This is a genomic window from Streptomyces triculaminicus (genome assembly GCF_017349075.1).
Taxonomy (GTDB): Bacteria; Actinomycetota; Actinomycetes; order Streptomycetales; family Streptomycetaceae; genus Streptomyces; species Streptomyces triculaminicus.
Map to the genome: position 1 here is coordinate 551031 of NZ_JAFMOF010000001.1, position 26730 is coordinate 577760.

Consider the following 26730-nt stretch of genomic DNA (forward strand, 5'->3'; position numbering starts at 1 on the left):
AACGCCCTAGAAGTCCGCTTCCGCTTCTCTGCTGAGGAACAGCGCGAACACCGGCGGGTGCTGCTGCAGCAGCTCCAGCCGGCCCCCGTCCGCCTCCGCCAGGTCGCGCGCGACGGCCAGCCCCAGGCCCGTGGAGTTACGGCCGCTGACCGTCCGCTCGAAGACCCGCGCCCCCAGGTCGGCCGGCACGCCCGGCCCCTCGTCGGAGACCTCGACCACCGCCTGGTTGCCGGTGACGCGGGTACGGATCGCCACCGTGCCGTCGCCGTGCATCAGCGAGTTCTCGATCAGCGTCGCCAGCACCTGCGAGACCGCGCCGGGGGTGCCCACGGCCCGCAGCCCCTCTTTACCGGAGCGCACCAGGGCCCGGCCCGCGGTGCGGGTGGCGGGCCGCCACTCCTCGATCTGCTGCTTGACGACCTCGTCGAGGTCGAAGGTGACCGCGGAGCCCGTCTGCGGGTCGCGGGAGTTGGTCAGCAGCCGCTGGACGACGTCGGTGAGCCGCTCCACCTGCGCGAGGGCGATCGCGGCCTCCTCCTTGACCGTGTCGAGGTCGTCGGTGACCGTGATCTCCTCCAGCCGCATCGACAGCGCGGTCAGCGGCGTCCGCAGCTGGTGCGAGGCGTCGGCGGCCAGCCGCCGCTCCGCCGTGAGCATCCGGGCGATGCGTTCGGCGCTGGCGTCCAGGACGTCGGCCACCCGGTCCAGCTCCGGCACGCCGTAGCGGCGGTGCCGGGGGCGGGGGTCGCCGGAGCCGAGCCGCTCGGCGGTCTCGGCGAGGTCGGTGAGCGGGGCGGTGAGCCGGTTGGCCTGGCGCACCGCCAGGAAGACGGCCGCGACCACGGCCAGCAGGGCCACCGCGAGGATCACCAGCAGGGTGCGGCCGACCTCGCGGCTGACCGTGGAGCGGGACTCCTCGACGCGGACGGTCTCGCCCTGCTCGCCCTTCTGGGTCGCGGTGATGACCCCGCCCTCGGGCCGGCTGCCGATCTCGATCGACTGCCGGCCGGGGATGTCGATGCGCGCGTACCGCTCGGGGGTGATCTGCTCGCGCAGCACCTCCGACTCCACGCGCTCGCCGCCCGCCAGCCGGCTGTCGACGATGCTCACCAGGCGCACGGCCTCGGACTGCACGCTCTCCTGGGCGCTGCTCTCGATCGTGCGGGTCTCGACGATGACCAGCGAGATGCCGAAGACGGCGATCACGACGAGGACGACGGCGAGCGTGGAGTTGATCAGTCGGCGGCGCACGGTGCCTGTCTCTTCTTTCCGAGGCCCTGAGAGAGCCTCAGCTCTTCTCGAAGCGGAAGCCGACGCCCCGGACGGTGGCGATGTAGCGCGGGTTGGCGGCGTCGTCCCCGAGCTTCTTGCGCAGCCAGGAGATGTGCATGTCCAGGGTCTTGGTGGAGGACCACCAGGTGGTGTCCCAGACCTCGCGCATCAGCTGGTCGCGGGTGACGACCCGGCCGGCGTCGCGCACCAGCACCCGCAGCAGGTCGAACTCCTTCGCGGTCAGCTGCAGTTCCTCGTCGCCCATCCAGGCGCGGTGCGACTCGACGTCGATGCGCACGCCGTGGGTGGCCGGCGGCTGCTGGTGGCTGTCGGCGGTGCCGCGCCGCAGCAGGGCCCGTACGCGGGCGAGGAGTTCGGCGAGCCGGAAGGGCTTGGTGACGTAGTCGTCGGCGCCGGCGTCCAGGCCGACCACGGTGTCCACCTCGTCGGCGCGGGCCGTGAGCACCAGTACGGGGAAGCCGTGACCCTCCGTGCGGAGTCTGCGGCAGACCTCCAGACCGTCCATACCGGGCAGCCCGAGGTCGAGGACGAGCAGGTCCACGCCTCCCTGAAGGCCGGCGTCCAGCGCCGTGGGCCCGTCTTCGCGTACCTCCACCTCATACCCTTCGCGACGCAAAGCGCGTGCGAGCGGCTCCGAGATGGAAGCGTCATCCTCGGCGAGCAGTACTCGGGTCATGCAGAGATGGTAGTCCGCTCGGGCGCACGTCAGAGGTGTGCGGAGGGCTACCTAGGGCAACACTTCACCGAAAGTGCTATCACCTTCGAATATGCATAAACGGTTCCGGAAAACCGTGTGATCCATGTCTCAACGGCTTTCATTCCGGGGCAGGGTGTGACGTATGGTGACCCGACGTCTGTAGCACTACCGAGGGACCTTCGGCTTGTCCGACGCGCCGAAGGTCTCTGTTGTGCGCAGGGCTGGACCCCCCAGTCTTGTTTCACAGTGAATGACCTGTCGGCCGGGCCCCTTCGCGCGAAGATGCGCGGGCGGCGTGGATCCCGGTCTACGGCCGTCCTGCCGGCCCTCCGCAATCCGTGGGGCCGAACCCCTCGGGCGTGGGGGCGGACGGCACGTAGCCGGTGCCGGCCAACCCCCACCCGGGCGCGCACTCGCTCCACCGCGCGTCCCGAGACACAAGGATTGACCATGGCGTCCAGCCTGACGAAGGACGAGGCGGAGCGGGAGAAGACCTCTCCGGCCTCCGACACGAGGTTCTTCGGCCACCCCATCGGCCTGGCCCCCCTCTTCCTGACGGAGATGTGGGAGCGCTTCAGCTACTACGGCATGCGCGCCCTTCTCGTCGTCTACCTGATCGCCGGCGGCCCGGACGCCAAGCCCGACAGCCAGGGCGGCGGTCTGGCGATGCCCGAGGCCAGCTCGGTCGCGATCTACTCCGTCTATGTGGCGATGGTGTACCTGCTCGCCATGCCCGGCGGCTGGTTCGGCGACCGTGTCTGGGGACCGCGCAAGACGGTCACCATCGCGGCCAGCACGATCATGGTGGGCCACCTGGCGCTGGCCATCCCCGGCAAGCCCTCCTTCTTCGCGGGCCTGGCTCTCGTGGCGATCGGCTCGGGTCTGCTGAAGGCCAACATCTCCACGATGGTCGGCCACCTCTACGACGGTCCCCAGGACCCGCGCCGGGACGGCGGCTTCACGCTCTTCTACATCGGCATCAACCTCGGTGCCTTCTTCTCGCCGCTGGTCATCGGCACCATCGGCCAGAAGGTCAACTGGCACCTCGGCTTCAGCATCGCCGCCGCCGGTATGGCCATCGGCCTGGCGTGCTTCCTGTGGGGCACCCGCCACCTGAACCCGAAGAGCAGCGTCGTCCCCAAGCCGCTGACGGCCGCCGAGAAGAAGTCGACGCTCACCAAGGGCCTGGTCTGGCTCGCCATCGCGGCGGTCTTCTACGGCATCGTGGGCGGCACCGGCCACTTCACCCTGAACTGGGCGCTGATCCCGATCACGCTCGCCGGTCTGATCATCCCGATCACCGTGCTCTTCCGCATCAAGCGGGACAAGGAGCTCTCGGCGACCGAGCAGACCAAGGTCAGCGGCTACATCTGGTTCTTCGTCGCCGCCGCCGTGTTCTGGATGATCTTCGACCAGGCGGGCTCGACGATGTCGACCTTCGCCGAGAAGAAGACCGCGGACAACGTCTTCGGCTTCAACTTCCCCTCCACCTGGTTCCAGTCGGTCAACCCGCTGTGGGTCATGGCCCTGGCCCCGGTCTTCGCCTGGCTGTGGCTGTGGCTGGCCCGCCGCGACCGCGAGCCGAGCACCACGGTGAAGTTCGCGATCGCCATGGTCGTCATCGGCGCCTCGTTCTTCGTCTTCGCCGTCCCGATGGGGATGGCCGGCGACGGCACCAAGGTCAGCCCGGCCTGGCTGCTGATGATCTACATGATCCAGACCATCGGCGAGCTGTGCCTCTCCCCGGTCGGCCTCTCGCTCACCACGAAGATGGCGCCGCAGAAGTACGCCAGCCAGATGATGGGCGTGTGGTTCCTCGCCGTCACCGCCGGTGACTGCACCACGGGTCTGCTCTCCATCGCGGAGGTGGACCTCAACGGCACCGGCATGATCCTTCTGCAGGCGGCGCTCGCCGCGCTCGCCGGTGTCGCGGTGTGGATGTACCGCAAGAAGATCGAGGCCCTGATGGGCGACGTGCGCTGACGCCGACCCGATCGGCCCGTACGTGAGAAGTGCCCCCGGCGCGAGGACGCGCCGGGGGCACTTCTGTTTTCTCTGGTTTCCGCGCACTCCCTACCCCGCGCCCTCGCGCCCCTCGGGCGGCCCGGCGCGCGGGTCCGCCGTCGGGGTGAACCAGGGCAGGGCGGGGGCCGCTCCCGTGCTCTTCTCCGCCTCCGGCGCCTCCTCCGCCTCCGGCGCGGCCGCGGGCGTACGCGGCCGGACCCGGTCCACGACCGCCATGCCGGCGCGGAAGACGGCCAGCGGGACCACCACGCCCAGCAGGATCCAGAAGAGCGTCACGCCCCAGGGGCGGCCGACGGCCCACGGCTGCTCGACCAGCGTCCTGCCGCCGTACGCCAGCGAGACGGTGTAGTCGCCGTACGCGCCCGCCGGCAGCTCCACCTCCAGCGCCACCCGCTCCCTGCTCCCCGCCGCCACCGTGCCGCGCCAGGGCCGCTCCTCCCAGGAGGGCGCGAGCACGCCGCGCGCCACCCCGACCCGGAAGACCGGATCCCTGGCGGGGGCGGGGCCCAGATTGGCGACGGTGACGACCAGGCGGCGCCCGGCCGGCGCGCCGAACCACGTCAGCAGCCCGCTCGAGCCCTCCAGGCCCGCGTCCAGCACGCTCAGCCGCTCACCGCCCGGCTGCTCCGGCAGCGCGGCCACCGGGTGGCCCGTGACGGCCAGCGGCGCGTCCGCCGCCGCCGCGTCGCCCGTGACGGTCGCCACGTGCACGACACACGGGCACGGCGTGGGCGGGGCCACGACCGGAAGGTCCCGGCGGAAGGTGCCGTCGGCGGCGGTCGTCACGGCCCGGCCGTCGGCGTTCGCGCAGGCGTTCGTCCCTCCGATCATGTTCTGCCCGCACAGCAGGAGCGTGAGCAGGGCCCCCGGACGCCAGCCGGCCCCCGTCACGGTGACGCTGCCGCCCCGGGGCGCCTCACCGCGGTCCACGGCGGCCGTGGGCACCCCGGACGGCGGCGCGGCCGCCACCGGCGCCGCCAGAGGCAGGGCCGGCAGCAGCGCCGCCAGGACGGCCGCGGGCCACGCCCGTACGCCGCCGCTCACGCGGGGCCCCGGCGGCGCCGCAGGAGCCGGCGGGCCACGACCGCGGCGGCCAGGACGCCGAGCCCGGCCAGGGCCGGGCCGAGCCACGGCAGCGGGGCGTACGAGCCCGAGGCGGCGGCCCGGGTGCCGTCCGGGGCCGTGGCCGTGACGCGGACCGCCACCCGGTCCAGGCGCGGGGCGCCGGGCCAGCGCTCCTCCAGCCGTACGCTCCCGCCCGGCGGCAGCCGGTCGGGCACCCCGCTCGCCGGCCGGCTCAGCAGCTCCCCGAACAGGCCCTCGGCGCGGATGGTCAGGCGCGGGGCGAGCGCGGTGTTGCCGCGGTTGACCAGGGCGTAGCGGATCACCGCGCTCCGGCCCGTACCGCTGACCCGTACGTGCTCGACCGACAGCGCGGAGAGCGCCGGGCCGCCGACCCGTACGGTCATCGGCACCCGGACCCACCGGCCGCCCCCGGAGACGACCACGGCCGCGGAGTGGTCACCGGGCGGGGTGCCCGCCGGGACGGTCACGGTGAGGGGGACGTCCGCGCGGGTGCGGGGCGGCACGTCCACCCGGCGGGCGGCCAGGGAGATCCACGGGCCCGTGCCGCGCAGCTCGACGGTGTGCGGCCGGTCGCCGGGGTTGCGCACCGACAGCTTGTCCTCGAGGACCGTGCCCGGCGTGCCCTCGAGGTAGAAGGCCGAACGGCTCTCCTGCGGGCCGCGTCCGCCCCCGCCGCCGCCCTTGGCGCCGGTTACGGGCGCCGCCGTCCACGGCGCCGCGTCCGCGGCGGCCGGGACCGGAGGCGCGGCGAGGACGGCGAGGGCGGCGAGGAGCGGGGCGGCGGCACGGGTGCGGGGCGTCATCGGCGGCTCCCTGTGCGGTGGCGTGGGCGGACGGCGGTCAGCCGGCGGTGCGCCGCCTCCGGGTGAGCCAGAGGGTGCCGGCGACGCCCGCGAGGAGCACGGTGCCGCCGAGGGTTCCCAGCGCGATGGCGGAGTCGGAGGGTCCGGTCTGCGGGAGCTGGCCGCCGCCGGTGGCCGAGGAGCCGCCGGTGGCCGAGCCCCCGGTCGAGCCGGCCGTGGTGCCGCCGCCGGTCGTGGATCCGCCGGTCGTCGTTCCGCCGCCCGTGGACCCTCCGGTCGAGCCCTCGGTCGAGCCGCCGGTGGACCCGGCCGTCGAACCGCCCGTGGATCCGCTGGTGGATCCGCCCGTCGTGCCTCCCGGCGCCTTGACGTCGAGGGTCAGGGAGGGCTTGGGGTTGTTGCTGGGGTTGCAGGTGGTCGTGGTGCCCAGGGCGAGGATGGTGAGGGTGCCCGCGGTGAAGGTGACCTGACCGCCCTTCTTGGGGGTGTAGGTCCCCGAGAGATCACTGATCTTGATGGGCGTGTTGGCCGGAATCGGCGCGTCGTTGGCGGGCCCGGAGACCGCCACCGTGCCGGAGTCCGCGCCGCCGAGCTTGATCACGGCACTTGGCCGCATCGCGCCCTTGCCGAGCTCGACGGGGCTGGAGGAGACGCCCTTCTGGAAGGACATGGTGAGTTTGTACGTGTCGCCGCTCGCCACGGCCTTGATGTCGATGGGCGAGACGGCGCTCTTGTCGCCGATCGGGGTCTTGCAGGCGTAGTCGACGTCGACGACCTCGGCGTGCGCGACCGGCGCGACCAGCAGGACCGCGCTCGCGGCCAGGGTCGCCGAGACCGTGAGCGCGCCGGCGCGCCGCGCGGAGCGGCGTGACATGGGGGACACCTGGGGCTCCCTTCGCATCCGGTGCCGCCACCGAAGAAAACTGACGACACATCAGATCGGACGCCGAAGGTACGCCCGGGACCGTGGAGAGGGAAGACGGTGAACCGGCCCAACCAGGCGGGCGGACCGGCTTTCCGGGCAGGCGGACCGGCCCAACCAGGCGGGCGGACCGGCTTTCCGGGCAGGCGGACCGGCTCGACCGGGCGGGCGGACCGGCCTTACGACGGTCCGGCCAGCTCCGCCCAGACCGTCTTGCCGATCCCGGCCTCGCTCCGCTGGACCCCCCAGTCGAGGCAGAGCCGCTGCACGATGAACATGCCGTGACCCCCGGGCCGCCCGGCGCGGTGCGGGGTGCGGGGCGCGGGCGTACCGGCGCCCAGGTCGGCGACCTCCAGGCGCAGCACCTTGCCCGAACGGCTGACGCGCAGCTCCTCGGGGCCGTCGGCGTGCAGGCAGGCGTTGGTGACCAGCTCGGAGACGACCAGCAGGACGTCCTCGGCGGCGGCACGGTGATCGGCCGTCGCGGCGGGCAGCCAGCCCCAGTCATGGAGCGCCTGGCGAGTGAAGTCGCGGGAGAGCGGCACGGCGCCGCTGACCCCCACCAGACGCAGCCGGCGGCTCTGGGCGCCCGGCGGCGGTGAGCCGGCCGAGGCGGCGCCCTCCGCCTCCGGACCGGGGCCGTCCGGCGGAGGGAAGGCCCGGGTGGTGCTCATCAGCGCTTCACCTCACCGATTCACCGATTCGTACACGAACATCTTCCACGGATTAAGCAGACTCCTGCCCGGCGAAATCGTGAGAACACCCACGGATTCACCCCGAGTCCTGTGACACGGGCAACGGAGGCCGTTCGGACAGGTCAGTCGGCCAGGGCCGATTCGAGGGTGTCGTGCACGGTGAAGACCGCTCCCGCCCCTGTGATCTCGAAGACACGGGCGACGACGGGGGTCATCGCGGCAAGGTGAATCGCGCCACCCACCGCGTCCGCCTTCAGCCGCGCGCCGAGGAGGACGTTCAGGCCCGTGGAGTCGCAGAACTCCAGCCTGGAGCAGTCGACGACCACGCGCGCGTCGCCCTCCCGGACACATGCCTCGAGCGGCTCGCGCAGCAATTCCGCCGTGTGGTGATCGAGCTCACCCGCCGGCGATACGACGGAACTCACACCGTGGCGCCGGACCTCCACCTGCAGCCGGCCCGTACTCGCGTTGCCGACCATCCCGCGATCCATGCGCTTCCCTTCGTGCCCTTCGTAGTTGTGCCCACGTGGCGCACGCGAAACCCTACGCCTTCCTTACGGCCGTCTGGAAGCCGAACCTCCGCCAATCAAGGACGTACAGGGACAAATTGGACTTGCCTTGATACGGCAAAGCCGGGTAGGGCTAGTAGGGACACATCCGCCACGGACGGCTTCGGAGGCGCCGCAAACCGCAGCAAAGGGTCACGGCATCGGCGGCCATGCGCCGAGAATGATGGAGGAGACCATGTCACCCCGGCTCGACGAAAAGCGTTCCCGCACCTCTCTCGAGGCCCACGAGACCGCCTCGTCGGCAATCCCGCCCGAGCACACCGATCCCGGCCTGCCCGGCCTTCCGGAGATCCCCCCGTACGACGAGGTGGGAGCGGTCGACGCGCGTGCTCTGTCCAAGACTCTCTTCGCGCGCCTCGCGTCGCTCGAGGAGGGCACCCACGAGTACGCGTACGTCCGCAACACCCTGGTCGAACTGAACCTGGCACTGGTGAAGTTCGCCGCCTCGCGGTTCCGCTCCCGCAGCGAGCCGATGGAGGACATCATCCAGGTGGGCACGATCGGCCTGATCAAGGCCATCGACCGCTTCGAGCTGAGCCGCGGTGTCGAGTTCCCCACCTTCGCCATGCCGACGATCATCGGCGAGATCAAGCGCTTCTTCCGCGACACCAGCTGGTCCGTGCGCGTACCGCGCCGCCTGCAGGAGCTGCGGCTCGACCTGGCCAAGGCCGGCGACGAGCTCTCCCAGCGCCTGGACCGCTCCCCCACCGTCGGCGAACTCGCCGAAGCCCTGGGGCTGACGGAGGACGAGGTCCTGGAGGGCATGGCCGCGAGCAACGCGTACACCGCGAGCTCGCTGGACGCCCAGGCGGAGGAGGACGAGACCGAGGGCTCGCTCTCGGACCGGATCGGCTACGAGGACCACAGCCTCGAGGGCGTCGAGTACGTCGAGTCCCTCAAGCCGCTGATCGCCGAACTGGGGCCGCGCGACCGCCGCATCCTCTCGCTGCGCTTCGTCGCCAACATGACCCAGTCCGAGATCGGCGACGAGCTGGGCATCTCCCAGATGCACGTCTCCCGCCTGCTCTCCCGCACCCTCGTGCGGCTGCGCAGGGGCCTGCTGAGCGAGGAGTAGCGGGCCCGGGCCGGGTGACCCCTCCCTCTATGCCGCGCGCGCCGCACGGAATCCCGTACGGCGCGCGCGGCATGCCCGCCGGGTCTCAGACCTCGCGCACCCCGCGCCGCCAGACCGCCGAGACGAGCGGGACGCCGGGGCGGTAGGCGAGGTGGACGTGGCTGGGCGCGTCCAGCAGGGCGAGGTCCGCCCGGGCGCCCGGGGTCAGACGGCCGACGTCGGTGCGGCGCAGGGCGGCCGCGCCGCCCGCCGTGGCGGCCCAGAGGGCCTCGTCGGGGGTCATCCCCATGTCGCGGACGGCCAGGGCGACGCAGAACGGCATCGAACTGGTGAAGGACGAACCGGGGTTGCAGTCCGTGGACAGCGCGACGGTGACGCCGGCGTCCAGCAGCCGGCGGGCGTCGGGCCACTGGGCCCGGGTGGAGAACTCGGCGCCGGGCAGGAGCGTGGCGACGGTGTCGCCGTCGGCCAGGGCGGCCACGTCCGCGTCGCTCAGGTGGGTGCAGTGGTCGGCCGAGGCGGCGCCGACCTCGACGGCCAGCTGGACGCCGGGCCCGTGGCCCAGCTGGTTGGCGTGCACGCGGGGGACCAGGCCGTGCCGCATTCCGGCCTCGAGGACCGCCCGGGCCTGGTCGCCGTCGAAGGCGCCCCGCTCGCAGAACACGTCGACCCAGCGGGCGTGCGGGGCACAGGCCTCGAGCATCTCGCCGGTGACGAGCTCGACGTAGGCCGCGGGGTCGTCGGCGAACTCCGGGGCGACCACGTGCGCGCCGAGGTAGGTGACCTCGTCGGTGTGGGCGGCGGCGATGCGCAGGGCGCGGGCCTCGTCGTGCGTGGTCAGGCCGTAGCCGGACTTGGTCTCGAAGGTCGTGGTGCCCTGGCGCAGGGCCTCGCCGAGATAGCGGGTGAGGTTGGCCTCGAGCTCGGCGTCGGTGGCCGCGCGGGTCGCCGCCACCGTGGTGCGGATGCCGCCCGCGCTGTAACTCCGGCCGGACATCCGCGCGTTGAACTCGGCCGTCCGGTCGCCCGCGAAGACCAGGTGCGAGTGGGAGTCGACGAAGCCGGGAACGACCGCCCGTCCGGCGGCGTCGACGGCGTTGTCAGTGGCGGGTGCTTTGCTGGTCTCACCGATCCAGGCGACGCGGTCGCCGTCGATGACGACGGCCGCGTCCTGGACCAGACCGAGGGGGCCTTCGCCGAGGGAGGGGTCGTTGGTGACCAGACTGCTGATGTTGATGATTGCCGTGCTCATGCTTGCTCCGGTCCTCGGCGTCAGCCGCTCAGGGCGGCGATGGAGTCGGCCAGTGCCCGCGGCACGTCCGGTACGAGCTGGTGGACCCCGTCGCGTACGACGTGCCGGCCACCCACGACCGTATGGCGGACGTCCGCGCCCGTCGCGGCGAATACGGCCGTCTCGGCTCCGTGCCGGGGGGACGGCCCCGCGGTCCGGACGGAGTCCAGCGCGACCGTGGTGAGGTCGGCGAGGGCGCCCGGCTCGATACGGCCCGCGTCGCCCCAGCCGAGGGAGGCGTGGCCGTCCTCGGTGGCCGCGCGCAGCAGCGCGGCGGCGGTCCAGTGGCCCCGCGTGCGGCTGCGCAGCCGCTCGTCGAGCTCCATGGCGCGCGCCTCCTCCAGCAGGTCGATCACGGCGTGGCTGTCGCTGCCCAGGGACAGCGGGCTGCCGGCTCGCTGGAGGCGGACGGCCGGGCCGATGCCGTCGGCGAGGTCGCGTTCGGTCGTGGGGCACATGCAGATGGTCGAGCCCGCGCCGCCGAGGAGGCTGATGTCCTCGTCGGTGAGGTGCGTGGCGTGCACGGCGGACGTGCGCGGCCCCAGCACGCCGTGGTCGGCGAGCAGCTGCGTGGGCGTACGGCCGTGGGCCGCCTGGCAGGCGTCGTTCTCGGCGGTCTGCTCGGAGAGGTGGACGTGGAGGGGGGCCTCGCGGTCCTTCGCCCAGCCGGCGACGGTCGCCAGCTGGTCGGCGGGCACGGCGCGCACGGAGTGGACGGCCGCGCCGATCCGGGCGTGACCGGCGGGCTTCAGGGCGGCCGCGCGCTCGGCCCACGCGTCGGCCGTGCCGTCGGAGAAGCGGAGCTGGTGGTGGTTGGGGGCCTGGCCGAAGCCGGCGGAGAGATAGGCGGTGTCGAGGAGGGTGATGCGGATGCCGGCCTCGGCGGCGGCCGCGATCAGGGCCTCGCCCATGGCGTTGGGGTCGGCGTAGGGGGTGCCGCCGGGGGCGTGGTGGACGTAGTGGAACTCCCCGACGCAGGTGATGCCGGCGAGGGCCATCTCGGCGTACGTGGCCCGGGCGAGCGCGAAGTAGCTGTCGGGGGTGAGCCGGTCGGCGACGCCGTACATCACGTCGCGCCAGGTCCAGAACGTGCCGCTGCCCACCTGGGTGCGGCCGCGCAGGGCACGGTGGAACGCGTGGGAGTGGCTGTTCGCCATTCCCGGCAGGGTCAGCCCGCGCAGCGCCACCGCCCCGGGCGGCGGGAAGGGGACCTCGGTGCGGACGGCCGTGATCCGGCCGTCCGTCGTCTCGATGGCCACGCCGGGCTCGACGTGGGTGCCGAGCCAGGCGTGCTCGGCCCAGTAGGTCACCTGCACGCGAGGCCCTCCAGAACATCGGCGAGTGCGGTCACGCCGGCCACGCAGTCGTCCTCCGCCGCCGTCTCGGCCGGGGAGTGGGAGACGCCGGTGGGGTTGCGCACGAACAGCATGGCGGTGGGGATCACGCCGGACAAAATACCCGCGTCGTGCCCCGCGCCCGTGGGCAGCACGGGCACGCCGCCCAGCAGCTTGGCGAGCTCGTCGCGCAGGTCGTGGGCGAACTCCACGACCGGGGTGAAGGACTCCCGGGTCACCCGGACGTCCACGCCGTCACGGGTGCCGCGCTCGACGGCGGCCCGCTCGATCTCGGCCACGACGTCGGCGAGGGTCTCCTCGTCGGCGGCGCGGGAGTCCAGCCAGCCGCGCACGAGGGAGGCGATGGCGTTCACGCCGTTCGGCTCGACGCCGACCTTCCCGAAGGTGGCCAGGGCCCCCGCCAGGCGGGCCTTCTTGCGGGCGGCCAGCACGGTGTTGGCGTAGGTCAGCATCGGGTCGCGGCGGTCCTCGATGCGGGTGGTGCCGGCGTGGTTGGCCTCGCCGTGGAAGTCGAACCGCCAGCGGCCGTGCGGCCAGATCGCGGAGGCCACACCCACGGCGTGCGGGGTCTCCGCCAGCGCGCGGCCCTGCTCGACGTGGAGCTCCACGAAGGCGCCGATGCGGGCGAGGCGTTCGGGGTCGGGCCCGATGGCCTCGGGGTCGTATCCGGCGCGCTCCATGGCCTGGGCGAGGGAGATCCCCTCGGCGTCCCGCAGCGCGTGCGCCTTCTCGGCCGTGAGCTGCCCGGCGGTCAGGCGCGAGCCGACGCAGGCGAGGCCGAAGCGGGCGCCCTCCTCGTCACCGAAGTTGACGATGGCCAGGGGGCGGTCCGGGCGCACGCCGCGCCCGCGGAGCTCGTCGAGGGCCGCGAACGACGACACGACGCCGAGGGGGCCGTCGAAGGCCCCGCCGTCGGGGACGGAGTCCAGGTGGGAGCCGGTCACGACGGCGTCACCCGCGGTGGGGTCGCCGAGCCAGGCCCACTGGTTGCCGTTGCGGTCGAGCTCGTAGACCAGGCCCCGGGACTCCGTCTGGGCCCGGAACCACGACCTGCAGTCGGCGTCGGCGCCGGTCCAGGCGAAGCGGCGGTATCCGCCGCTTTCCGCGTTGCGGCCGATGGGCGCGAGATCGCGCCACATCTCATGGAAAGAGGAGGGTGTGGGCAGTCGTTCCGCTGGGGCGGAACGGGTGGGCACGCCCGGACCCGCGGCCGGCGACGGCGCGTTCCCCGCGCCGGGGGTACCCGCTTCGGGTGCGGGCCCGTGGTCCGGTTGTGCCCACCCGTTCCGCCCTGCGGAACGATTGCCCACACCCTCGCTCACGCTTCCTCCCGCATCGGGACGCGGACCCCGCGGTCCTCGGCGACCGACTCGGCGATGTCGTAGCCGGCGTCGACGTGGCGGATGACGCCCATGCCGGGGTCGTTGGTCAGGACTCGGCGGATCTTCTCGCCTGCCAGGGCGGTGCCGTCGGCGACGGTGACCTGGCCGGCGTGGATGGAGCGGCCCATGCCGACGCCGCCGCCGTGGTGGAGGGAGACCCAGGAGGCGCCGGAGGCGACGTTGACCATGGCGTTGAGCAGCGGCCAGTCGGCGATCGCGTCGGAGCCGTCGAGCATGGCCTCGGTCTCGCGGTAGGGGGAGGCCACGGAGCCGCAGTCGAGGTGGTCGCGGCCGATGGCGAGGGGGGCCTGCAGGGTGCCGTCGGCGACCATCTCGTTGAAGCGCTCGCCGGCCTTGTCCCGCTCGCCGTAGCCGAGCCAGCAGATGCGCGCGGGCAGGCCCTGGAAGTGGACGCGCTCGCCGGCCATCTTGATCCAGCGGGCCAGCGACTCGTTCTCGGGGAAGAGGTCGAGCATGGCCTTGTCGGTGGCCGCGATGTCCTTGGGGTCGCCGGAGAGGGCCGCCCAGCGGAAGGGGCCCTTGCCCTCGCAGAAGAGGGGGCGGATGTAGGCGGGCACGAAGCCGGGGAAGTCGAAGGCGCGGGTGTAGCCCGCGAGCTGGGCCTCGCCGCGGATGGAGTTGCCGTAGTCGAAGACCTCGGCGCCCGCGTCCTGGAAGCCGACCATGGCCTCGACGTGGCGGGCCATGGACTCCCGGGCGCGGGTGGTGAAGTCGGCGGGCTTCTCGGCGGCGTAGTCGGCCATGTCGTCGAAGTCGATGCCGACCGGGAGGTAGGCCAGGGGGTCGTGGGCGGAGGTCTGGTCCGTCACGATGTCGATGGGGGCGTTCATGGCGAGCAGCTGCGGCACGAGCTCGGCGGCGTTGCCGAGGACGCCGATGGACAGCGGGCGGCGGGCGTCGCGCGCCTCGACGGCCAGCTGCAGGGCGTGGTCGAGCGAGTCGGCCTTGACGTCCAGGTAGCGGTGCTCGATGCGGCGGTCGATGGCGCGCGGGTCGCAGTCGATGCAGAGGGCGACGCCGTCGTTCATGGTGACGGCGAGCGGCTGGGCGCCGCCCATGCCGCCGAGGCCGGCGGTCAGGGTGATCGTGCCGGCGAGGGTGCCGCCGAACTTCTTCGCGGCGACGGCGGAGAAGGTCTCGTAGGTGCCCTGGAGGATGCCCTGGGTGCCGATGTAGATCCAGGAGCCGGCCGTCATCTGGCCGTACATGGTCAGGCCGAGGGCCTCGAGGCGGCGGAACTCCTCCCAGTTGGCCCAGTCGCCGACGAGGTTGGAGTTGGCGATCAGGACGCGCGGGGCCCACTCGTGGGTCTGCATGACGCCGACGGGGCGGCCGGACTGGACGAGCATCGTCTCGTCCTGCTTGAGCGTCTGCAGGGTGCGCACCATGGCGTCGTACGAGCGCCAGTCGCGGGCGGCCTTGCCCGTGCCGCCGTAGACGACGAGCTTGTCGGGGTGCTCGGCGACCTCGGGGTCGAGGTTGTTCTGCAGCATCCGCAGTGCGGCTTCCTGCTGCCATCCCCGGGTGCTGAGCTCGGTGCCTCGCGCTGCTCGCACGGGTCGCGGTCCTGACATGGGCGCTGCCTCCCTGGCTCTCTGGCGCGTTCTGAATAGAACACTGCACAGTGTGTGTCGCTGAATAGCGCTAGTCAACAGGCGAACCGGACACGTCCGGGGCATGGCACGGGCCGCCCCGCGGTGGTGGAGTGGGCCCATGGGCCTCGGTGAGAGCGCGAACGGCGCCTGGCGGGACGCGGCGGTGCGGGAGACGGTGCGGCAGGGCCTGGTCACGGCGGAACGGCCCGTCGCGGGGCTGCTGGACGTGCGTGGCGTCCGCGCGGCGGCCGCCGGGCTGCGGGCGGCGTTCGGCGGCGGCGAGGTGCTGCACGCCTTCGCCGTGAAGGCCGCGCCGCTGGTGCCGGTGCTGCGGCTGCTGGCCGACGAGGGGCTCGGCGCCGAGGTCGCCAGCCCCGGCGAGCTGGCGCTGGCCCGGGCGGCGGGGGTGCCGGCGGAACGGATCGTGCTGGACTCCCCCGCCAAGACCGCCGCCGAGCTGCGCGAGGCCCTCGCCCTCGGCCTCGCCGTCAACGCCGACAGCCGCGAGGAGCTGGCACGGCTGGACGCCCTGCTCGCCGCCCCCGGGGCGCCGGAGGCCCCGGCCGTCGGCATCCGCGTCAACCCGCAGGTCGGCGGCGGCAGCATCGGGGCGCTCAGCACCGCCACCGAGACGTCGAAGTTCGGTGTGCCGCTGCGCGACGAGGGCGCGCGGCGCTGGCTCGTGCGGGCCTACGCCGAGCGGCCGTGGCTCACCCGGATCCACGCCCACGTCGGCTCGCAGGGCTGCCCGTTGGAGCTGATGGCGGCGGGCGTGCGGGACACCTACGAGCTGGCGGAGGAGGTCAACCGCGCCGTGGGCGGCCGGCGGATCCGCACGGTCGACATCGGCGGCGGCCTTCCGGTGAACTTCGCGTCCGACGACGTCACACCCACCCACCACGACTACGCGCGGCTGCTGGCCGCCCGGGCGCCGGGCCTGTTCGACGGCCGCTACCGCCTGGTGACCGAGTTCGGCCGGTCGCTGCTGGCCAAGAGCGGGCTGATCCTGGCCCGGGTGGAGTACACCAAGTCGGCCGGGGGCCGCCGGATCGCGATCGCGCACGCCGGCGCCCAGGTGGCCGTGCGCACCGTCTTCGCGCCCGCGTCCTGGCCGCTGCGCGTGGCGGTGTACGACGCGCGGGGGCTGCCGAAGAGCGCGGAGCCGGTGCCGCAGGACGTGGCGGGGCCGTGCTGCTTCGCGGGCGACCTGGTCGCCGTGGACCGGATGCTGCCCCGCGTCGAGGCGGGGGACCATGTGGCGCTGCTCGACACCGGCGCGTACTACTTCTCGAACCACTACGCGTACAACACGCTCCCCCGCCCGGGGGTTTACGGCTGCGTCGACGACCAACAGGCGGACGGCTCACCGGGCGTGCGCTTCGCGATCGTACGGCCGCCCCAGACCCTCGACGAGCTCGTGGCCGAGGGCGGCGCCGCCCACGCCGGGGACCTCAGCGCGCTGCGCTGACCGCGGCCCCGCCCGGCGCCGCCCTGCCCCGGCGGCGCGCGCCGCCCGGCAGGGCGTCGCCCGCGCCGATGCCGGTGGTGAGGTAGCCGGGCACGCCCTTGCCGGCGGGGCCGCCCCGCACCCAGTCCGTACGCACCCACAGCAGGGCGTCCGCCCGGCGCTCCAGGCCGCCCAGCCACAGGGCCTTGGCCCACAGGCCCGTACCCGCGCCCGCCAGCGCCAGGCCGGCCGCGGCGGGCACCGCGAAGGAGGAGCCGACGGCGGCGAGGAAGCCGGCCGCCAGCCACCAGCGGCGGGCCCGGCTCCAGTTGCGCACGGTCACGGCGCGGTCCTGCAGGAAGACCGACCGGCCGGCGCGCGACGCGCCGCCCGCCAGCTCGGCGTAGCGCCCGCGCCGCGCCAGGAAGGCGGCGGCCGCCGCGCCGGCGAACAGCACCGCGCCCGCCATCAAGCCGATCCGGCGGCCGGTCAGCCCCGGCACCAGCGCCCCGACGCCCGCGCCCAGCACGCCCAGCGCCCACAGCCTGCGAGCGGGGGCCCGTACGATCACGGCCACCCGCGCCACCGCATATGCTCCGCGCCCCACGTCGGACCTCCTCGTTTCGTGTCTCGTCCGGCACGCTAGCCAACGAATCTGAGTGCGGCCTGAGAACCGTCCGGCCGTCACCCGCCCTCGGTGTCATACCCCGGTATCAGGCGCGAGTTGGCCCCTGCGTATGTCGTATCCGCGCATGAGTGGCCCCTAAGGTCATCGCACCATCGGCCGAGCGACGGGAGGAGCCGGAATGCGGGTCGACGAGCGGGGACTGAGGCGACGGGCGCTGCTGGCGGCGGGGGCGCTGGCGCTGACGGGCCTGATGAGCGCCTTCGCGCCCCGGGCCGACGCCGTCGGAGCCGAGGGCGCCCTCGCCGGGCTGCCGGCCCCCACCGGCCCGTACGCCGTGGGCACCACGACCCGGCACCTGGTCGACACCGCGCGCAAGGACCCCTGGCGCCCGGAGCGCGGCCCCCGCGAGGTGATGGTGAGCTTCTGGTACCCGGCCGACCGTGCGGAAGCGCACGCCGGACGGCCCACCGCACCCCACATGGAGGAACGGGCGGCCACCCACTTCGGCTCCTCGGACGGCGCGGGCCACCGGGGGTACGGCGTGCCGGCCGGGGCGGCCGACTGGGCCGGCACGCGCACCCACGCCCGCGTGGACGCTCCCGCCGTGCGGGACGGCGGGGCGCACCCGGTCGTGCTGTACTCGGCCGGCCTGGGCGACCCGCGCACCTGGAACACCTCCCTGGTGGAGGACCTGGCCTCGCGTGGCTACGTGGTCGTCACGGTGGACCACACCCACGACGCCTCCGAGGTGGCCCTGCCCGGCGGGCGGCTCGCGACGTCGGTCCTGCCGGCGCTCGCGGAGCAGCCCGGTACCGACGCCGCGGCGGTGCTGCGCACGGCGATGAAGGCGCGGGTGGACGACACCCGCTTCGTGCTGGACACCCTGGGCGGCCGGGCGCACCGGCCGGTGCTGCCGCGCGGCCTGGCGGACGCGATGGACCTGCGGCACGTGGGCATGGTGGGTCACTCGGCGGGCGGCTTCACCGCCCTGGAGGCCCTCCACGCCGACCGGCGCATCTCGGCCGCCGTCAACATGGACGGCACGATGGAGTACCCCGGGGAGGGTGACCTCGCCGACCGGCTGGGCGCCGCGGCGCGCGACGGCGTGGACCGGCCGTTCCTGCTCATGGGGACGGACGCCGAGGACTCCGGCGAGTACGGCCGGCAGCCCTCGTGGAAGGCGCTGTGGCAGCACGCGCGCGGCTGGCGCGGCGACGTCACGCTGACGGGTTCTCAGCACGGCTCGTACACCGACGCCTCGCCGCTGCTGCCGCAGCTCGCGCGGCAGGGGGCGGTGCCGTGGGAGACGGTGCGCAAGGACATCGGGACGGTCCCTGCCCAGCGGGCGACCGCCGCCACGCGGGCCTATGTGGCGTCGTTCCTGGACCGCTTCCTGCGCGGCACGGACGACCACCTGCTGGACGGGCCGTCCGCGCGCTTCCCGGAGATGCGGTACGCCCGCTGAGGCGGCCGGGCGGCCCTCACTCGACGAACAGCCCCCGGGTCGCCGCCTTGGCGTCGAACTCCTCCAGGCGGGCCTGGGCCTCGGGCAGCGCGTCGCACATGGCCTCCAGCAGCACCCTGCCCAGCAGCATGGGGGCGCAGGCGGTGTCGAAGGCGAGGCCGGTGCCGACGGCGGCGGGCAGCAGGAGGTCGCTGTGCCGGGCGACGGGGGCGAACGTGGAGTCGGCGACCGTGACGACGGTCAGGCCGGCGCTCCGCGCGTACTCCAGGGCGTCGACGACCTCGCGCGGGTGGCGGGGCAGCGCGAAGCACAGCAGCGCGCTGGCGCCCGCCCGCACGGCGGCGTCGACGCGGTCGACGAGCAGCGTGCCGCCCTCGTCGAGGAGCCGCACGTCGGGGTGGACCTTGCGGGCGAAGTAGGCGAAGCCGGCCGCCTGGGCGCCGGCCGCGCGCAGTCCGAGGACGGGCAGTGGGCGGGAGGCGGCCAGCAGCCGGCCGGCGCGCGAGACCGGGGCCGGGTCGGCGAGCAGGGAGGCGAGGTGGCGGAGGTTGTCGATCTCGGCGTGGACCGCCTGCTGGTACTCGTTGAACGAGCTCTCGGCCGGCGCCTCGACGGCGGGGACCACGTCCCGCAGGTGCCGGCGCAGCGCCGGGTAGCCGTCGAAGCCGAGGGCGACCGCGAAGCGGGTCACGGACGGCTGGCTGACGCCGGCGAGGTCGGCCAGCTCCACGCTGGAGAGGAACGGCGCGTCGGCGGCGCGGCGCACCATGCAGTGGGCGATGCGGCGCTGGGTGGGCGTCAGCCGGTGCCCCTCGAAGAGCTTCTGCAGCCGTGCGATGGCTTCCGGTTCGCTCCCGGTCTCGCTCATGACCCTCCTTGGCCATTCAGTCCACCCGTACCCTGCATGAAAGTATGCAGGGTACGGGAGGCCGGCCGCCCCTCACAGGGGCGGCAGCAACTTCTTCTGCGGCTTGCCCATCGCGTTGCGCGGCAGCGCGTCCAGGAAACGGATGCGGCGCGGGCGCTTGTGGACGGAGAGGTGCCCCGCCACGAAGTCGATCAGCGCCCGCTCGCTCACCCCGTCGGCCACCACGTACGCCACGATCTCCTGCCCCAGGTCCTCGTGCGGCAGCCCGACGACCGCCGCCTCGCTGACCGCCGGGTGGTCCAGCAGGGCGTTCTCGACCTCGCCCGCGCCGACGCGGTAGCCGCCGGACTTGATCAGGTCGGTGGAGGCGCGCCCCACGATGCGGTGGGAGCCGTCCTCGTCGAGGGCGGCGATGTCGCCCGTACGGAAGAAGCCGTCGGCGGTGTACGAGGCCGCCGTCGCCTCCGGCCGGCCGAGGTAGCCGGAGAACAGCGTCGGCCCGGCCACCTCCAGCTCCCCGATGCCGCCCTCCTCGCCCGTGGCCACCACCCGGGTCCGTACGCCCCGGATCGGCACCCCGACCGAGCCCTGGCGGCGCTCGCCGTCCGCCCGCGTCGAGACGGTGATCAGGGTCTCGGTCATGCCGTAGCGCTCGACGGGCCGCTGCCCGGTGAGCGCCTCGAGGTCCCGGAAGACCGGTGCGGGCAGGGCGGCGCTGCCCGACACCAGCAGCCGGGCGCCGGCGAGCGCCCGCGCGGCGGCGTGGTCCCGCACGACGCGCGACCACACGGTCGGCACGCCGAAGTACAGGCTGCCGCCCGCCGCCGCGTACGCCTCGGGGGTCGGCCGGCCGGTGTGCACCAGGCGGCAGCCGGTGCGCAGCGCGCCCAGCACGCCGAGCACCAGGCCGTGGACGTGGAAGAGCGGCAGCCCGTGCACGAGGGTGTCCTCGGCCGTCCACCGCCACGCCTCGGCGAGCCCGTCCAGGCCCGCCGCGACGGCGCCGCGCGGGATGAGCGCGCCCTTGGGCGCCCCGGTCGTGCCGGAGGTGTAGAGCACGAAGGCGGTCGCCTCCGGGTCCGCCTCGGGACCCGACCACGAGCCCCGCTCGGCCGTGTCCACCGGCACGTCCTCGCCGAGGACCAGCTCGGCGCCGGAGTCGCGCAGGATGTGGTCGCGCTCGGCGGGCCCCGCGTCCGGCGGCAGCGGCACCACAGGCACCCCGGCGAGCAGGCCGCCGACGACGGCCACGACCGTCTCGGGCGTCGCCTCGGCGCGTACCGCCACGGACGCGGCCCCGGCGATCCGCGAGGCCACCGCGCCCGCCGCGCCCAGGAGTTCCTCCCGGGACAGGGACCGCCCGGCCACGGTCAGGGCGTCCGCCCGGTCGCCGGCGTCCGGCGCGAGGAGGGACGTCAGCAGGGGCGGGGGCACCACGTTCCCACCGGCGGGCGCGCCCTGCGCCCTCGTCCCCGGCCCCATGGCCTCGGGTGCGTCGCTCACGGTCTGCTCCTTCCCCGGGGGCTCGCCCCGCTCGGGGGGCACCCCCTCCGCGGATACGGGTGCTGGCCCCAGCGACCCGGGGCCCGAGGCGACCGTACCGTCGTAGGCATGATGGCTCGCGACACCGACCTGAAGAAGGACCTCGACGCGACCCTGCAGACCCGCAAGGAGCTGGGGCCGGAGTACGAACAGGAGCTCCTCGACTCGTTCCTGGAGAGGGTCGAGCAGCACATCGAGCGAAAGCTGGACGCGACCGCCGACCGGCAGGTGCGCCGGCACCTGGCGGAGCACCGGATGGCCGTCGCCCGGGGGCGGACGGCCGACGGCCCGGGCACCGGCACCTTCGGCGAACGCTTCGGCTTCGCGACGCTCTCGCTGGTGCTGGCCGTACCGCTGTCGGCGATCGGCGCGGTCAACGCCGGACTGCCCGGCCTGCTGGTGACCTGGGCGGGCATCGTGGGCGTCAACGTCGCCCAGGCGGCGGGCGGACCGCCCTGGTCGCGCCGCGCCCGCGAGGACCGGCCCGAGGAGTGGAGCTGAGGAGTGGAGCCGACGCGGCGCCGGTGAGCGCCGCGCCGCGGGCCGATCGACGCGGGACCGCCGCACCCCGGCCGGAGCCGGGGTCGGGACGACGGCGGTCCCACGTGGGGCGCGGTCCGGACCCGAAGGCCTGACCCCGCGTCCGACGGCCGGGTCCGGGAGCCGCTCCGAAGGCCCGGCCGTCGCGATCGGGACGCCGGCCCGGGCGGGGTGCCGCCCTCGCCGACGTCCCTCACTATGCCGGGCGCGTGTTAAGCCCACGCTGCGCGCGCATGACGCACGCGTGCCTTTCGCGAGCCGTCCGGCGACGCGCCGGGAAACCCGCCCCGCGACGCGTCACGGCCCGTCAGGCGACGTGCGGCGCGGCCTGCTTCGCCGCGCCGTTGTGGCCCTCGGCCAGGAAGGCCAGCAGGTCCTGACGGCTCACCACGCCGGTCGGCTTGCCCTCGACCAGCACGATGGCCGCGTCCGCGTCGCCGAGCACGGCCATCAGGTCCGCGACCGGCTCACCGGAGCCGACCTGCGGCAGCGGGGTGCTCATGTGCTTCTCCAGCGGGTCGCCGAGCGAGGCGCGCTGGGTGAACAGCGCGTCCAGCAGGTCGCGTTCGACGACCGAGCCGATGACCTCGGCGGCCATCACGTCGGGGTGGCCGGCGCCCGGCTTGACGATCGGCATCTGCGAGACGCCGTACTCGCGCAGCACCTCGATGGCCTCGCCCACGGTCTCCTCGGGGTGCATGTGCACCAGCGAGGGGATGCCGCCGTCCTTGCGGCGCAGCACGTCGCCGACGCGGGCGGCGTCGCCGGGCTCCTCCAGGAAGCCGTAGTCGGCCATCCACTCGTCGTTGAAGATCTTGCTCAGGTAGCCGCGGCCGCTGTCGGGCAGCAGGACGACGACCACGTCGTCCGGGCCGAGCCGCTTGGCGACCTCCAGCGCGCTGACGACCGCCATGCCGCAGGAACCGCCGACGAGCAGGCCCTCCTCCTTGGCCAGGCGGCGGGTCATCTGGAAGGCGTCCTTGTCGGAGACCGCGATGATCTCGTCGGTGACCGTGCCGTCGTAGGCGGACGGCCAGAAGTCCTCACCGACGCCCTCGATGAGGTACGGACGGCCGGAACCGCCGCTGTAGACCGAGCCCTCGGGGTCGGAGCCGATGACCTTCACCCGGCCGTCGCTGACCTCCTTGAGGTAGCGGCCGGTGCCGCTGATGGTGCCGCCGGTGCCGACGCCCGCCACGAAGTGGGTGATCTTCCCCTCGGTCTGCTCCCACAGCTCCGGACCGGTGGAGTAGTAGTGCGAGAGCGGGTTGTTGGGGTTGCTGTACTGGTCGGGCTTCCAGGCGTTGGGGGTCTCGCGCACCAGACGGTCGGAGACGTTGTAGTACGAGTCCGGGTGCTCGGGGTCGACCGCGGTCGGGCAGACCACGACCTCGGCGCCGTAGGCCCGCAGCACGTTGATCTTGTCAGTGGAGACCTTGTCCGGGCAGACGAAGATGCACTTGTAGCCCTTCTGCTGGGCCACGATGGCCAGACCCACGCCGGTGTTGCCGGACGTCGGCTCGACGATCGTGCCACCGGGCTTGAGCTCCCCGGACTTCTCGGCGGCCTCGATCATGCGCAGGGCGATGCGGTCCTTGACCGAGCCGCCGGGATTGAAGTACTCGACCTTGGCCAGCACGGTCGCCTGAATGCCTTCGGTCACGCTGTTGAGCTTCACGAGCGGGGTGTTGCCAACGAGCTCAATCATCGAATCGCGATACTGCACGGTGATCTCCGCGGTCGGGGGCACTAGCGGTCGTCGCGTGCCCATACCGCCAGCCTATTGCGCGTCCGACTGCACCAGTGGCGGTTGCACGCGGCCGCTCACGGGGCAACCTGCTGGTAACGCGCTCCGGCAAAGGGCCCGCGCGGTTCGTGAAGCTTTTATGAAGCGTTTGTAAAACGGCTTGTGATCGGGTTTTCGTGGCGCGAAGGAGGCCTGCCGATGTCCATGCAGAGGGCGAGGGTCGCGCGGCGGATCGCGGCGGCGGCGGCATACGGGGGAGGCGGCGCGGGCCTGCTGGGCGGCGCCGTGCTCGGCGTCCTGCTCACCGAGGTGGCCCTGGCCCGGCGCGTGGTCGGCGGCCACAACGACAGCCCGCCGCACGCGGACGGCCGCTACGGCTCCGCCTTCGTCCACCGCCTGGGACGCGAACCCCTGCTGCTGGGCGTCCTGGGCGACTCCACGGCCGCCGGCCAGGGCGTCCACCGCCCCCGGCAGACCCCCGGCGCCCTGCTGGCCTCGGGCCTGGCGGCGGTGGCGGAACGCCCGGTGGAACTGCGCACCGTGGCGCTGTCCGGCGCCCAGTCCTACGACCTCGAGCGCCAGGTCACCCAGATCCTCTCGCTCCCCGACCGCATCCCCGACGTCTGCGTGATCATGATCGGCGCCAACGACGTGACCCACCGGGTGCCCTACGCCCGCTCCGTGCGGCTGCTGTCGGAGGCGGTGCACCGGCTGCGCGACGCGGGCTGCGAGGTCGTCGTGGGCACCTGCCCCGACCTGGGCACGATCGAGCCGGTCTACCAGCCGCTGCGCTGGCTGGCCCGGCGGCTGAGCCGCCAGCTGGCGGCGGCGCAGACGATAGGGGTGCTGGAGGCCGGCGGGCGCACGGTCTCGCTGGGCGACCTGCTGGGCCCGGAGTTCGCGTCGAACCCGCGCGAGCTGTTCGGCCCGGACAACTACCACCCGTCCGCCGAGGGCTACGCCACGGCGGCCATGGCCCTGCTGCCCACCCTCTGCGCGGCGCTGGGCCTGTGGCCCGAGGACGAGCGGCCGGACGCCGCCCGCCGCGAGGGCATCCTTCCGGTGGCCACGGCCGCGGCCCAGGCCGCCGCGGAGGGCGGCACGGAGGTCACGGCGACGGCCCGCGGCCGCTGGGCGCTGCTCAAGCACCGCAAGCGGCGCCGGCTGCCCGCCCACACCGAGGCGGCCGAGACCCACCCCGCCCGGCCCGCCCCCGGGCGTACGCTGTGAGCACGACGAGTGAGCAAGCGCTTAGAAAAGAGGCCCGCATCACAGCCCGCAGATCGTGACCAAGAGGCTACGGGCGGGTAACTTCCGGGAAGTCGTCCCTCGTCACTTGGAGCCGTGTGATGCCCGAAGCCGTGATCGTCTCAACCGCCCGCTCCCCCATCGGCCGCGCCTTCAAGGGCTCGCTGAAGGACATGCGGCCCGACGACCTCACCGCCACGATCATCCAGGCGGCGCTCGAGAAGGTGCCCGGCCTCGACCCGCGCGAGATCGACGACCTGATGCTCGGCTGCGGCCTGCCCGGCGGCGAGCAGGGCCACAACCTCGGCCGGATCGTGGCCGTGCAGATGGGCATGGACCACCTGCCCGCCACCACGATCACCCGCTACTGCGCCTCCTCGCTGCAGACCTCGCGGATGGCGCTGCACGCCATCAAGGCGGGCGAGGGCGACGTCTTCATCTCGGCGGGCGTCGAGACGGTCTCCCGCTCGGTCAACGGCTCCTCCGACGGCATGCCCGGCACCCACAACCCCCTCTTCGCCGACGCCGAGGCCCGCACGGCCGCCCGCGCCGAACAGGGCGGCGAGGGCTGGCGCGACCCGCGCGAGGACGGCCTGGTCCCCGACGCGTACATCGCGATGGGCCAGACCGCCGAGAACCTCGCCCGCCTCAAGGGCATCACCCGCGAGGAGATGGACGAGTTCGGCGTCCGCTCGCAGAACCTCGCCGAGCAGGCGCTCGCCAAGGGCTTCTGGCAGCGCGAGATCACCCCGGTGACGCTCCCCGACGGCACGGTCGTCTCCCAGGACGACGGCCCCCGCGCGGGCGTCACCCTCGAGGGCGTGGCGGGCCTCAAGCCCGCGTTCCGCCCGGACGGCATGATCACGGCCGCCAACTGCTGCCCGCTCAACGACGGCGCCGCCGCCCTGGTGATCATGTCCGACACCAAGGCCCGCGAGCTGGGCCTGACCCCGCTCGCCCGCATCGTCTCCACCGGCGTCTCGGCGCTGTCGCCCGAGATCATGGGCTACGGCCCGGTCGAGGCCAGCAAGCAGGCCCTGAAGCGGGCCGGCCTGTCGATCGGCGACATCGACCTGGTCGAGATCAACGAGGCGTTCGCCGCGCAGGTCATCCCCTCCTACCGCGACCTGGGCATCGACATCGACAGGCTCAACGTCAACGGCGGCGGCATCGCGGTCGGCCACCCCTTCGGCATGACGGGCGCCCGCATCACCACCACGCTGATCAACTCCCTCCAGTTCCACGACAAGCAGTTCGGCCTGGAGACGATGTGCGTCGGTGGAGGCCAGGGCATGGCAATGGTGATCGAGCGCCTGAGCTGACACCGGCCATCGTGACCGCCGGGCAACTGCCAGCAGCACCAGGCACGGACCTTGCCAAAACGTGACCGAATCTCCCCCAGGATGTGACGAACATCCCGGGGGAGATTCGTTTCCGCAGGTCAGAGTGGTTGAAGGTACAACGTCCGGGACCCAAGTCCCGTCCGGTTCATGACGTTTCGCACTGCGGGACTCCCAGGACGTGCGCGAAGCTGAGGTAGGAATTCGGGGGATCCATAGCAACCGGGAGTTCGCCAGTGAGCGCCATGTCTCTTGCCCTGCTGCTGGCCGCTGCCGCCGCCACGGCCGCGGGCGTCGCCGCCCTGCTCGGTACGCGCGGCCTGCGCCGCCAGCTCACCGAGCTGCGCGCCGACCTGGCGGCCGCGACGGCGGAGCGCGAGACGCGCACCGCGACGGTGCCTCCCGCCCGCAGCGCGCCGGTCGCCGAGCTCTCCGAGATACGGGCGGCGGTGGCCGACGCCCTGGCCGAGGAGCGCGAGCGGGAGCTGGCCGAGGCCCGCGCGTTCTGGGCGGCGCAGGAGGCGCGCGACCTGACGAACGCGGCCGACGCCCCCTCCCTGCTGGGCGGGCTGCCGGGCCTGGGCGACGAGCCGCTCCTGGAGAGCCCGTACGGCGGCTTCTACCTGCCCCGCCAGGTCGACCCGGCCGACGAGGCGGAGGCCGCGGACTCCCCCGAGCTGGCCGCCGCGCGCCGCCGGCACCCCTCGCACCCGGACTTCTCGCCGGTGGCGGCGGCCGCGACCGACCACGAGCACACGGTCGAGCTCCTCGAGGAGCTGGCGGAGGCGGAGATCCCGCTGGCGGACGTCCGCCCGGGCCCGCTGGGCACGCTCGACGTCTACGTCTTCGCCGACGGCACCACGGTCTGTATGACCCCCGGCCACCGCGAGACCGCCGAGCGCCTGGCCGAGGCCCTGCGCGCGGGCGACGCACCCGTACTGCTGGGCGGCTCGGGCGTCTCGGGCGCCTACGCCCTGACCTTCCGCTGCCGGACGGGCAGCGTCTACGTCCTGGCGGACAGGGTCATAGCGTCGCTGTAAGAAGCCGCACCCGAGGGGCCGGGGCGGCCAGAGCGTCGCCGTAAGGAGCCGCACCC

General features: G+C 73.8%; 23 protein-coding genes. 8 read left to right on the plus strand and 15 right to left on the minus strand.

Translation table 11 applies throughout. From position 1 onward, the window contains the following. Nucleotides 1-6: 6 nt before the first annotated feature. Both J1792_RS02575 and J1792_RS02580 read right to left on the minus strand, forming a co-directional pair. Nucleotides 7-1251 (minus strand): sensor histidine kinase, encoded by a 1245-nt coding sequence (locus J1792_RS02575; RefSeq protein ID WP_086568237.1) that lies wholly within the window; start codon nt 1249-1251, stop codon nt 7-9. 37 nt (nt 1252-1288) lie between these two features. Beyond that, the gene (locus tag J1792_RS02580; protein ID WP_086568235.1) at nt 1289-1969 is read right to left on the minus strand and encodes a response regulator transcription factor; all 681 of its coding nucleotides are present in this window, start codon (nt 1967-1969) and stop codon (nt 1289-1291) included. A 471-nt stretch (nt 1970-2440) separates the two neighbouring features. On the opposite strand from J1792_RS02580, the gene J1792_RS02585 reads away from it, so the two are divergent. After that, nucleotides 2441-3973: a peptide MFS transporter gene (locus tag J1792_RS02585; RefSeq protein WP_086568232.1), complete on the plus strand. Its 1533-nt coding sequence runs from the start codon at nt 2441-2443 to the stop codon at nt 3971-3973. 90 nt (nt 3974-4063) lie between these two features. Here J1792_RS02585 and J1792_RS02590 read toward each other — a convergent pair whose 3' ends face one another. The 5 genes from J1792_RS02590 to J1792_RS02610 form a co-directional block, all read right to left on the minus strand. Beyond that, nucleotides 4064-5059 carry a hypothetical protein gene (locus J1792_RS02590; protein WP_307842888.1) on the minus strand — a complete coding sequence of 332 codons (996 nt, stop codon included), beginning with the start codon at nt 5057-5059 and terminating at the stop codon, nt 4064-4066. After that, on the minus strand, nt 5056-5904 hold the full coding sequence (locus J1792_RS02595) for a COG1470 family protein (RefSeq protein ID WP_207246602.1): 849 nt from the start codon (nt 5902-5904) through the stop codon (nt 5056-5058). The genes J1792_RS02590 and J1792_RS02595 overlap by 4 nt, the downstream gene beginning before the upstream one ends. 37 nt (nt 5905-5941) lie before the next feature. Then, on the minus strand, nt 5942-6778 hold the full coding sequence (locus J1792_RS02600) for an LPXTG cell wall anchor domain-containing protein (RefSeq protein WP_086568229.1): 837 nt from the start codon (nt 6776-6778) through the stop codon (nt 5942-5944). 227 nt (nt 6779-7005) lie between these two features. Next, entirely contained in the window at nt 7006-7500 is a 495-nt protein-coding gene (locus J1792_RS02605; RefSeq protein ID WP_086568227.1) for an ATP-binding protein, read from the minus strand. A gap of 143 nt (nt 7501-7643) precedes the next feature. Further along, nucleotides 7644-8012 (minus strand): STAS domain-containing protein, encoded by a 369-nt coding sequence (locus J1792_RS02610; protein ID WP_086568225.1) that lies wholly within the window; start codon nt 8010-8012, stop codon nt 7644-7646. A gap of 241 nt (nt 8013-8253) precedes the next feature. On the opposite strand from J1792_RS02610, the gene J1792_RS02615 reads away from it, so the two are divergent. Then, nucleotides 8254-9165, plus strand: a complete 912-nt coding sequence (locus J1792_RS02615) for an RNA polymerase sigma factor SigF (protein ID WP_086568223.1) — start codon at nt 8254-8256, stop codon at nt 9163-9165. Nucleotides 9166-9250: 85 nt separating this feature from the next. Here the strand turns inward: J1792_RS02615 and hutI are convergent, their stop codons facing one another. The 4 genes from hutI to hutU form a co-directional block, all read right to left on the minus strand. Further along, a complete protein-coding gene (gene hutI, locus J1792_RS02620) occupies nt 9251-10417 on the minus strand; it encodes an imidazolonepropionase (RefSeq protein WP_086568221.1) in 1167 nt (388 codons plus the stop codon). Between the two features lie 20 nt (nt 10418-10437). Continuing rightward, a complete protein-coding gene (locus tag J1792_RS02625) occupies nt 10438-11772 on the minus strand; it encodes a formimidoylglutamate deiminase (RefSeq protein ID WP_086568219.1) in 1335 nt (444 codons plus the stop codon). Then, entirely contained in the window at nt 11763-12950 is a 1188-nt protein-coding gene (locus J1792_RS02630) for an allantoate amidohydrolase (protein WP_086568217.1), read from the minus strand. The genes J1792_RS02625 and J1792_RS02630 overlap by 10 nt, the downstream gene beginning before the upstream one ends. A gap of 179 nt (nt 12951-13129) precedes the next feature. Beyond that, a complete protein-coding gene (gene hutU, locus J1792_RS02635) occupies nt 13130-14788 on the minus strand; it encodes a urocanate hydratase (RefSeq protein WP_207246603.1) in 1659 nt (552 codons plus the stop codon). Between the two features lie 139 nt (nt 14789-14927). Between hutU and J1792_RS02640 the strand changes: the two genes are divergently transcribed. Then, nucleotides 14928-16277, plus strand: coding sequence for a type III PLP-dependent enzyme domain-containing protein (locus J1792_RS02640; protein ID WP_207246604.1), 1350 nt, complete (start codon nt 14928-14930; stop codon nt 16275-16277). On the opposite strand, the gene J1792_RS02645 is transcribed toward J1792_RS02640, so the two are convergent. Then, the gene (locus tag J1792_RS02645) at nt 16261-16863 is read right to left on the minus strand and encodes a hypothetical protein (RefSeq protein WP_207246605.1); all 603 of its coding nucleotides are present in this window, start codon (nt 16861-16863) and stop codon (nt 16261-16263) included. The two genes, J1792_RS02640 and J1792_RS02645, sit on opposite strands and share 17 nt — an antisense overlap. A gap of 199 nt (nt 16864-17062) precedes the next feature. Between J1792_RS02645 and J1792_RS02650 the strand changes: the two genes are divergently transcribed. Next, nucleotides 17063-18349, plus strand: a complete 1287-nt coding sequence (locus J1792_RS02650) for an alpha/beta hydrolase family protein (protein WP_207246606.1) — start codon at nt 17063-17065, stop codon at nt 18347-18349. 16 nt (nt 18350-18365) lie between these two features. Here J1792_RS02650 and J1792_RS02655 read toward each other — a convergent pair whose 3' ends face one another. Both J1792_RS02655 and J1792_RS02660 read right to left on the minus strand, forming a co-directional pair. Continuing rightward, nucleotides 18366-19217 carry a MurR/RpiR family transcriptional regulator gene (locus J1792_RS02655; protein WP_207246607.1) on the minus strand — a complete coding sequence of 284 codons (852 nt, stop codon included), beginning with the start codon at nt 19215-19217 and terminating at the stop codon, nt 18366-18368. A 72-nt stretch (nt 19218-19289) separates the two neighbouring features. Then, nucleotides 19290-20699, minus strand: a complete 1410-nt coding sequence (locus J1792_RS02660) for an acyl-CoA synthetase (protein ID WP_207247072.1) — start codon at nt 20697-20699, stop codon at nt 19290-19292. 129 nt (nt 20700-20828) lie between these two features. On the opposite strand from J1792_RS02660, the gene J1792_RS02665 reads away from it, so the two are divergent. Further along, nucleotides 20829-21260 carry a hypothetical protein gene (locus J1792_RS02665; RefSeq protein WP_207246608.1) on the plus strand — a complete coding sequence of 144 codons (432 nt, stop codon included), beginning with the start codon at nt 20829-20831 and terminating at the stop codon, nt 21258-21260. A 346-nt stretch (nt 21261-21606) separates the two neighbouring features. Here J1792_RS02665 and J1792_RS02670 read toward each other — a convergent pair whose 3' ends face one another. After that, entirely contained in the window at nt 21607-23025 is a 1419-nt protein-coding gene (locus tag J1792_RS02670) for a cystathionine beta-synthase (protein ID WP_207246609.1), read from the minus strand. A 219-nt stretch (nt 23026-23244) separates the two neighbouring features. Between J1792_RS02670 and J1792_RS02675 the strand changes: the two genes are divergently transcribed. The 3 genes from J1792_RS02675 (at nt 23245) to J1792_RS02685 (ending at nt 26674) form a co-directional block, all read left to right on the plus strand. Continuing rightward, entirely contained in the window at nt 23245-24276 is a 1032-nt protein-coding gene (locus tag J1792_RS02675; protein WP_207246610.1) for an SGNH/GDSL hydrolase family protein, read from the plus strand. A 119-nt stretch (nt 24277-24395) separates the two neighbouring features. Further along, entirely contained in the window at nt 24396-25616 is a 1221-nt protein-coding gene (locus tag J1792_RS02680; RefSeq protein ID WP_207246611.1) for an acetyl-CoA C-acetyltransferase, read from the plus strand. Between the two features lie 263 nt (nt 25617-25879). Next, on the plus strand, nt 25880-26674 hold the full coding sequence (locus J1792_RS02685) for a hypothetical protein (RefSeq protein WP_242645426.1): 795 nt from the start codon (nt 25880-25882) through the stop codon (nt 26672-26674). Nucleotides 26675-26730: the final 56 nt, after the last annotated feature.

Excerpts from the sequence above, each read along its gene's own strand:
- J1792_RS02580 (WP_086568235.1), bottom strand. The coding sequence starts at position 1,969 with ATGACCCGAGTACTGCTCGCCGAGGATGACGCTTCCATCTCGGAGCCG.
- J1792_RS02585 (WP_086568232.1), top strand. The coding sequence starts at position 2,441 with ATGGCGTCCAGCCTGACGAAGGACGAGGCGGAGCGGGAGAAGACCTCT.
- J1792_RS02595 (WP_207246602.1), bottom strand. The coding sequence starts at position 5,904 with ATGACGCCCCGCACCCGTGCCGCCGCCCCGCTCCTCGCCGCCCTCGCC.
- J1792_RS02600 (WP_086568229.1), bottom strand. The coding sequence starts at position 6,778 with ATGTCACGCCGCTCCGCGCGGCGCGCCGGCGCGCTCACGGTCTCGGCG.
- J1792_RS02605 (WP_086568227.1), bottom strand. The coding sequence starts at position 7,500 with ATGAGCACCACCCGGGCCTTCCCTCCGCCGGACGGCCCCGGTCCGGAG.
- J1792_RS02610 (WP_086568225.1), bottom strand. The coding sequence starts at position 8,012 with ATGGATCGCGGGATGGTCGGCAACGCGAGTACGGGCCGGCTGCAGGTG.
- J1792_RS02615 (WP_086568223.1), top strand. The coding sequence starts at position 8,254 with ATGGAGGAGACCATGTCACCCCGGCTCGACGAAAAGCGTTCCCGCACC.
- hutI (WP_086568221.1), bottom strand. The coding sequence starts at position 10,417 with ATGAGCACGGCAATCATCAACATCAGCAGTCTGGTCACCAACGACCCC.
- J1792_RS02630 (WP_086568217.1), bottom strand. The coding sequence starts at position 12,950 with ATGTGGCGCGATCTCGCGCCCATCGGCCGCAACGCGGAAAGCGGCGGA.
- hutU (WP_207246603.1), bottom strand. The coding sequence starts at position 14,788 with ATGTCAGGACCGCGACCCGTGCGAGCAGCGCGAGGCACCGAGCTCAGC.
- J1792_RS02640 (WP_207246604.1), top strand. The coding sequence starts at position 14,928 with ATGGGCCTCGGTGAGAGCGCGAACGGCGCCTGGCGGGACGCGGCGGTG.
- J1792_RS02650 (WP_207246606.1), top strand. The coding sequence starts at position 17,063 with ATGCGGGTCGACGAGCGGGGACTGAGGCGACGGGCGCTGCTGGCGGCG.
- J1792_RS02655 (WP_207246607.1), bottom strand. The coding sequence starts at position 19,217 with ATGAGCGAGACCGGGAGCGAACCGGAAGCCATCGCACGGCTGCAGAAG.
- J1792_RS02660 (WP_207247072.1), bottom strand. The coding sequence starts at position 20,699 with ATGGGGCCGGGGACGAGGGCGCAGGGCGCGCCCGCCGGTGGGAACGTG.
- J1792_RS02665 (WP_207246608.1), top strand. The coding sequence starts at position 20,829 with ATGATGGCTCGCGACACCGACCTGAAGAAGGACCTCGACGCGACCCTG.
- J1792_RS02675 (WP_207246610.1), top strand. The coding sequence starts at position 23,245 with ATGTCCATGCAGAGGGCGAGGGTCGCGCGGCGGATCGCGGCGGCGGCG.
- J1792_RS02680 (WP_207246611.1), top strand. The coding sequence starts at position 24,396 with ATGCCCGAAGCCGTGATCGTCTCAACCGCCCGCTCCCCCATCGGCCGC.
- J1792_RS02685 (WP_242645426.1), top strand. The coding sequence starts at position 25,880 with ATGTCTCTTGCCCTGCTGCTGGCCGCTGCCGCCGCCACGGCCGCGGGC.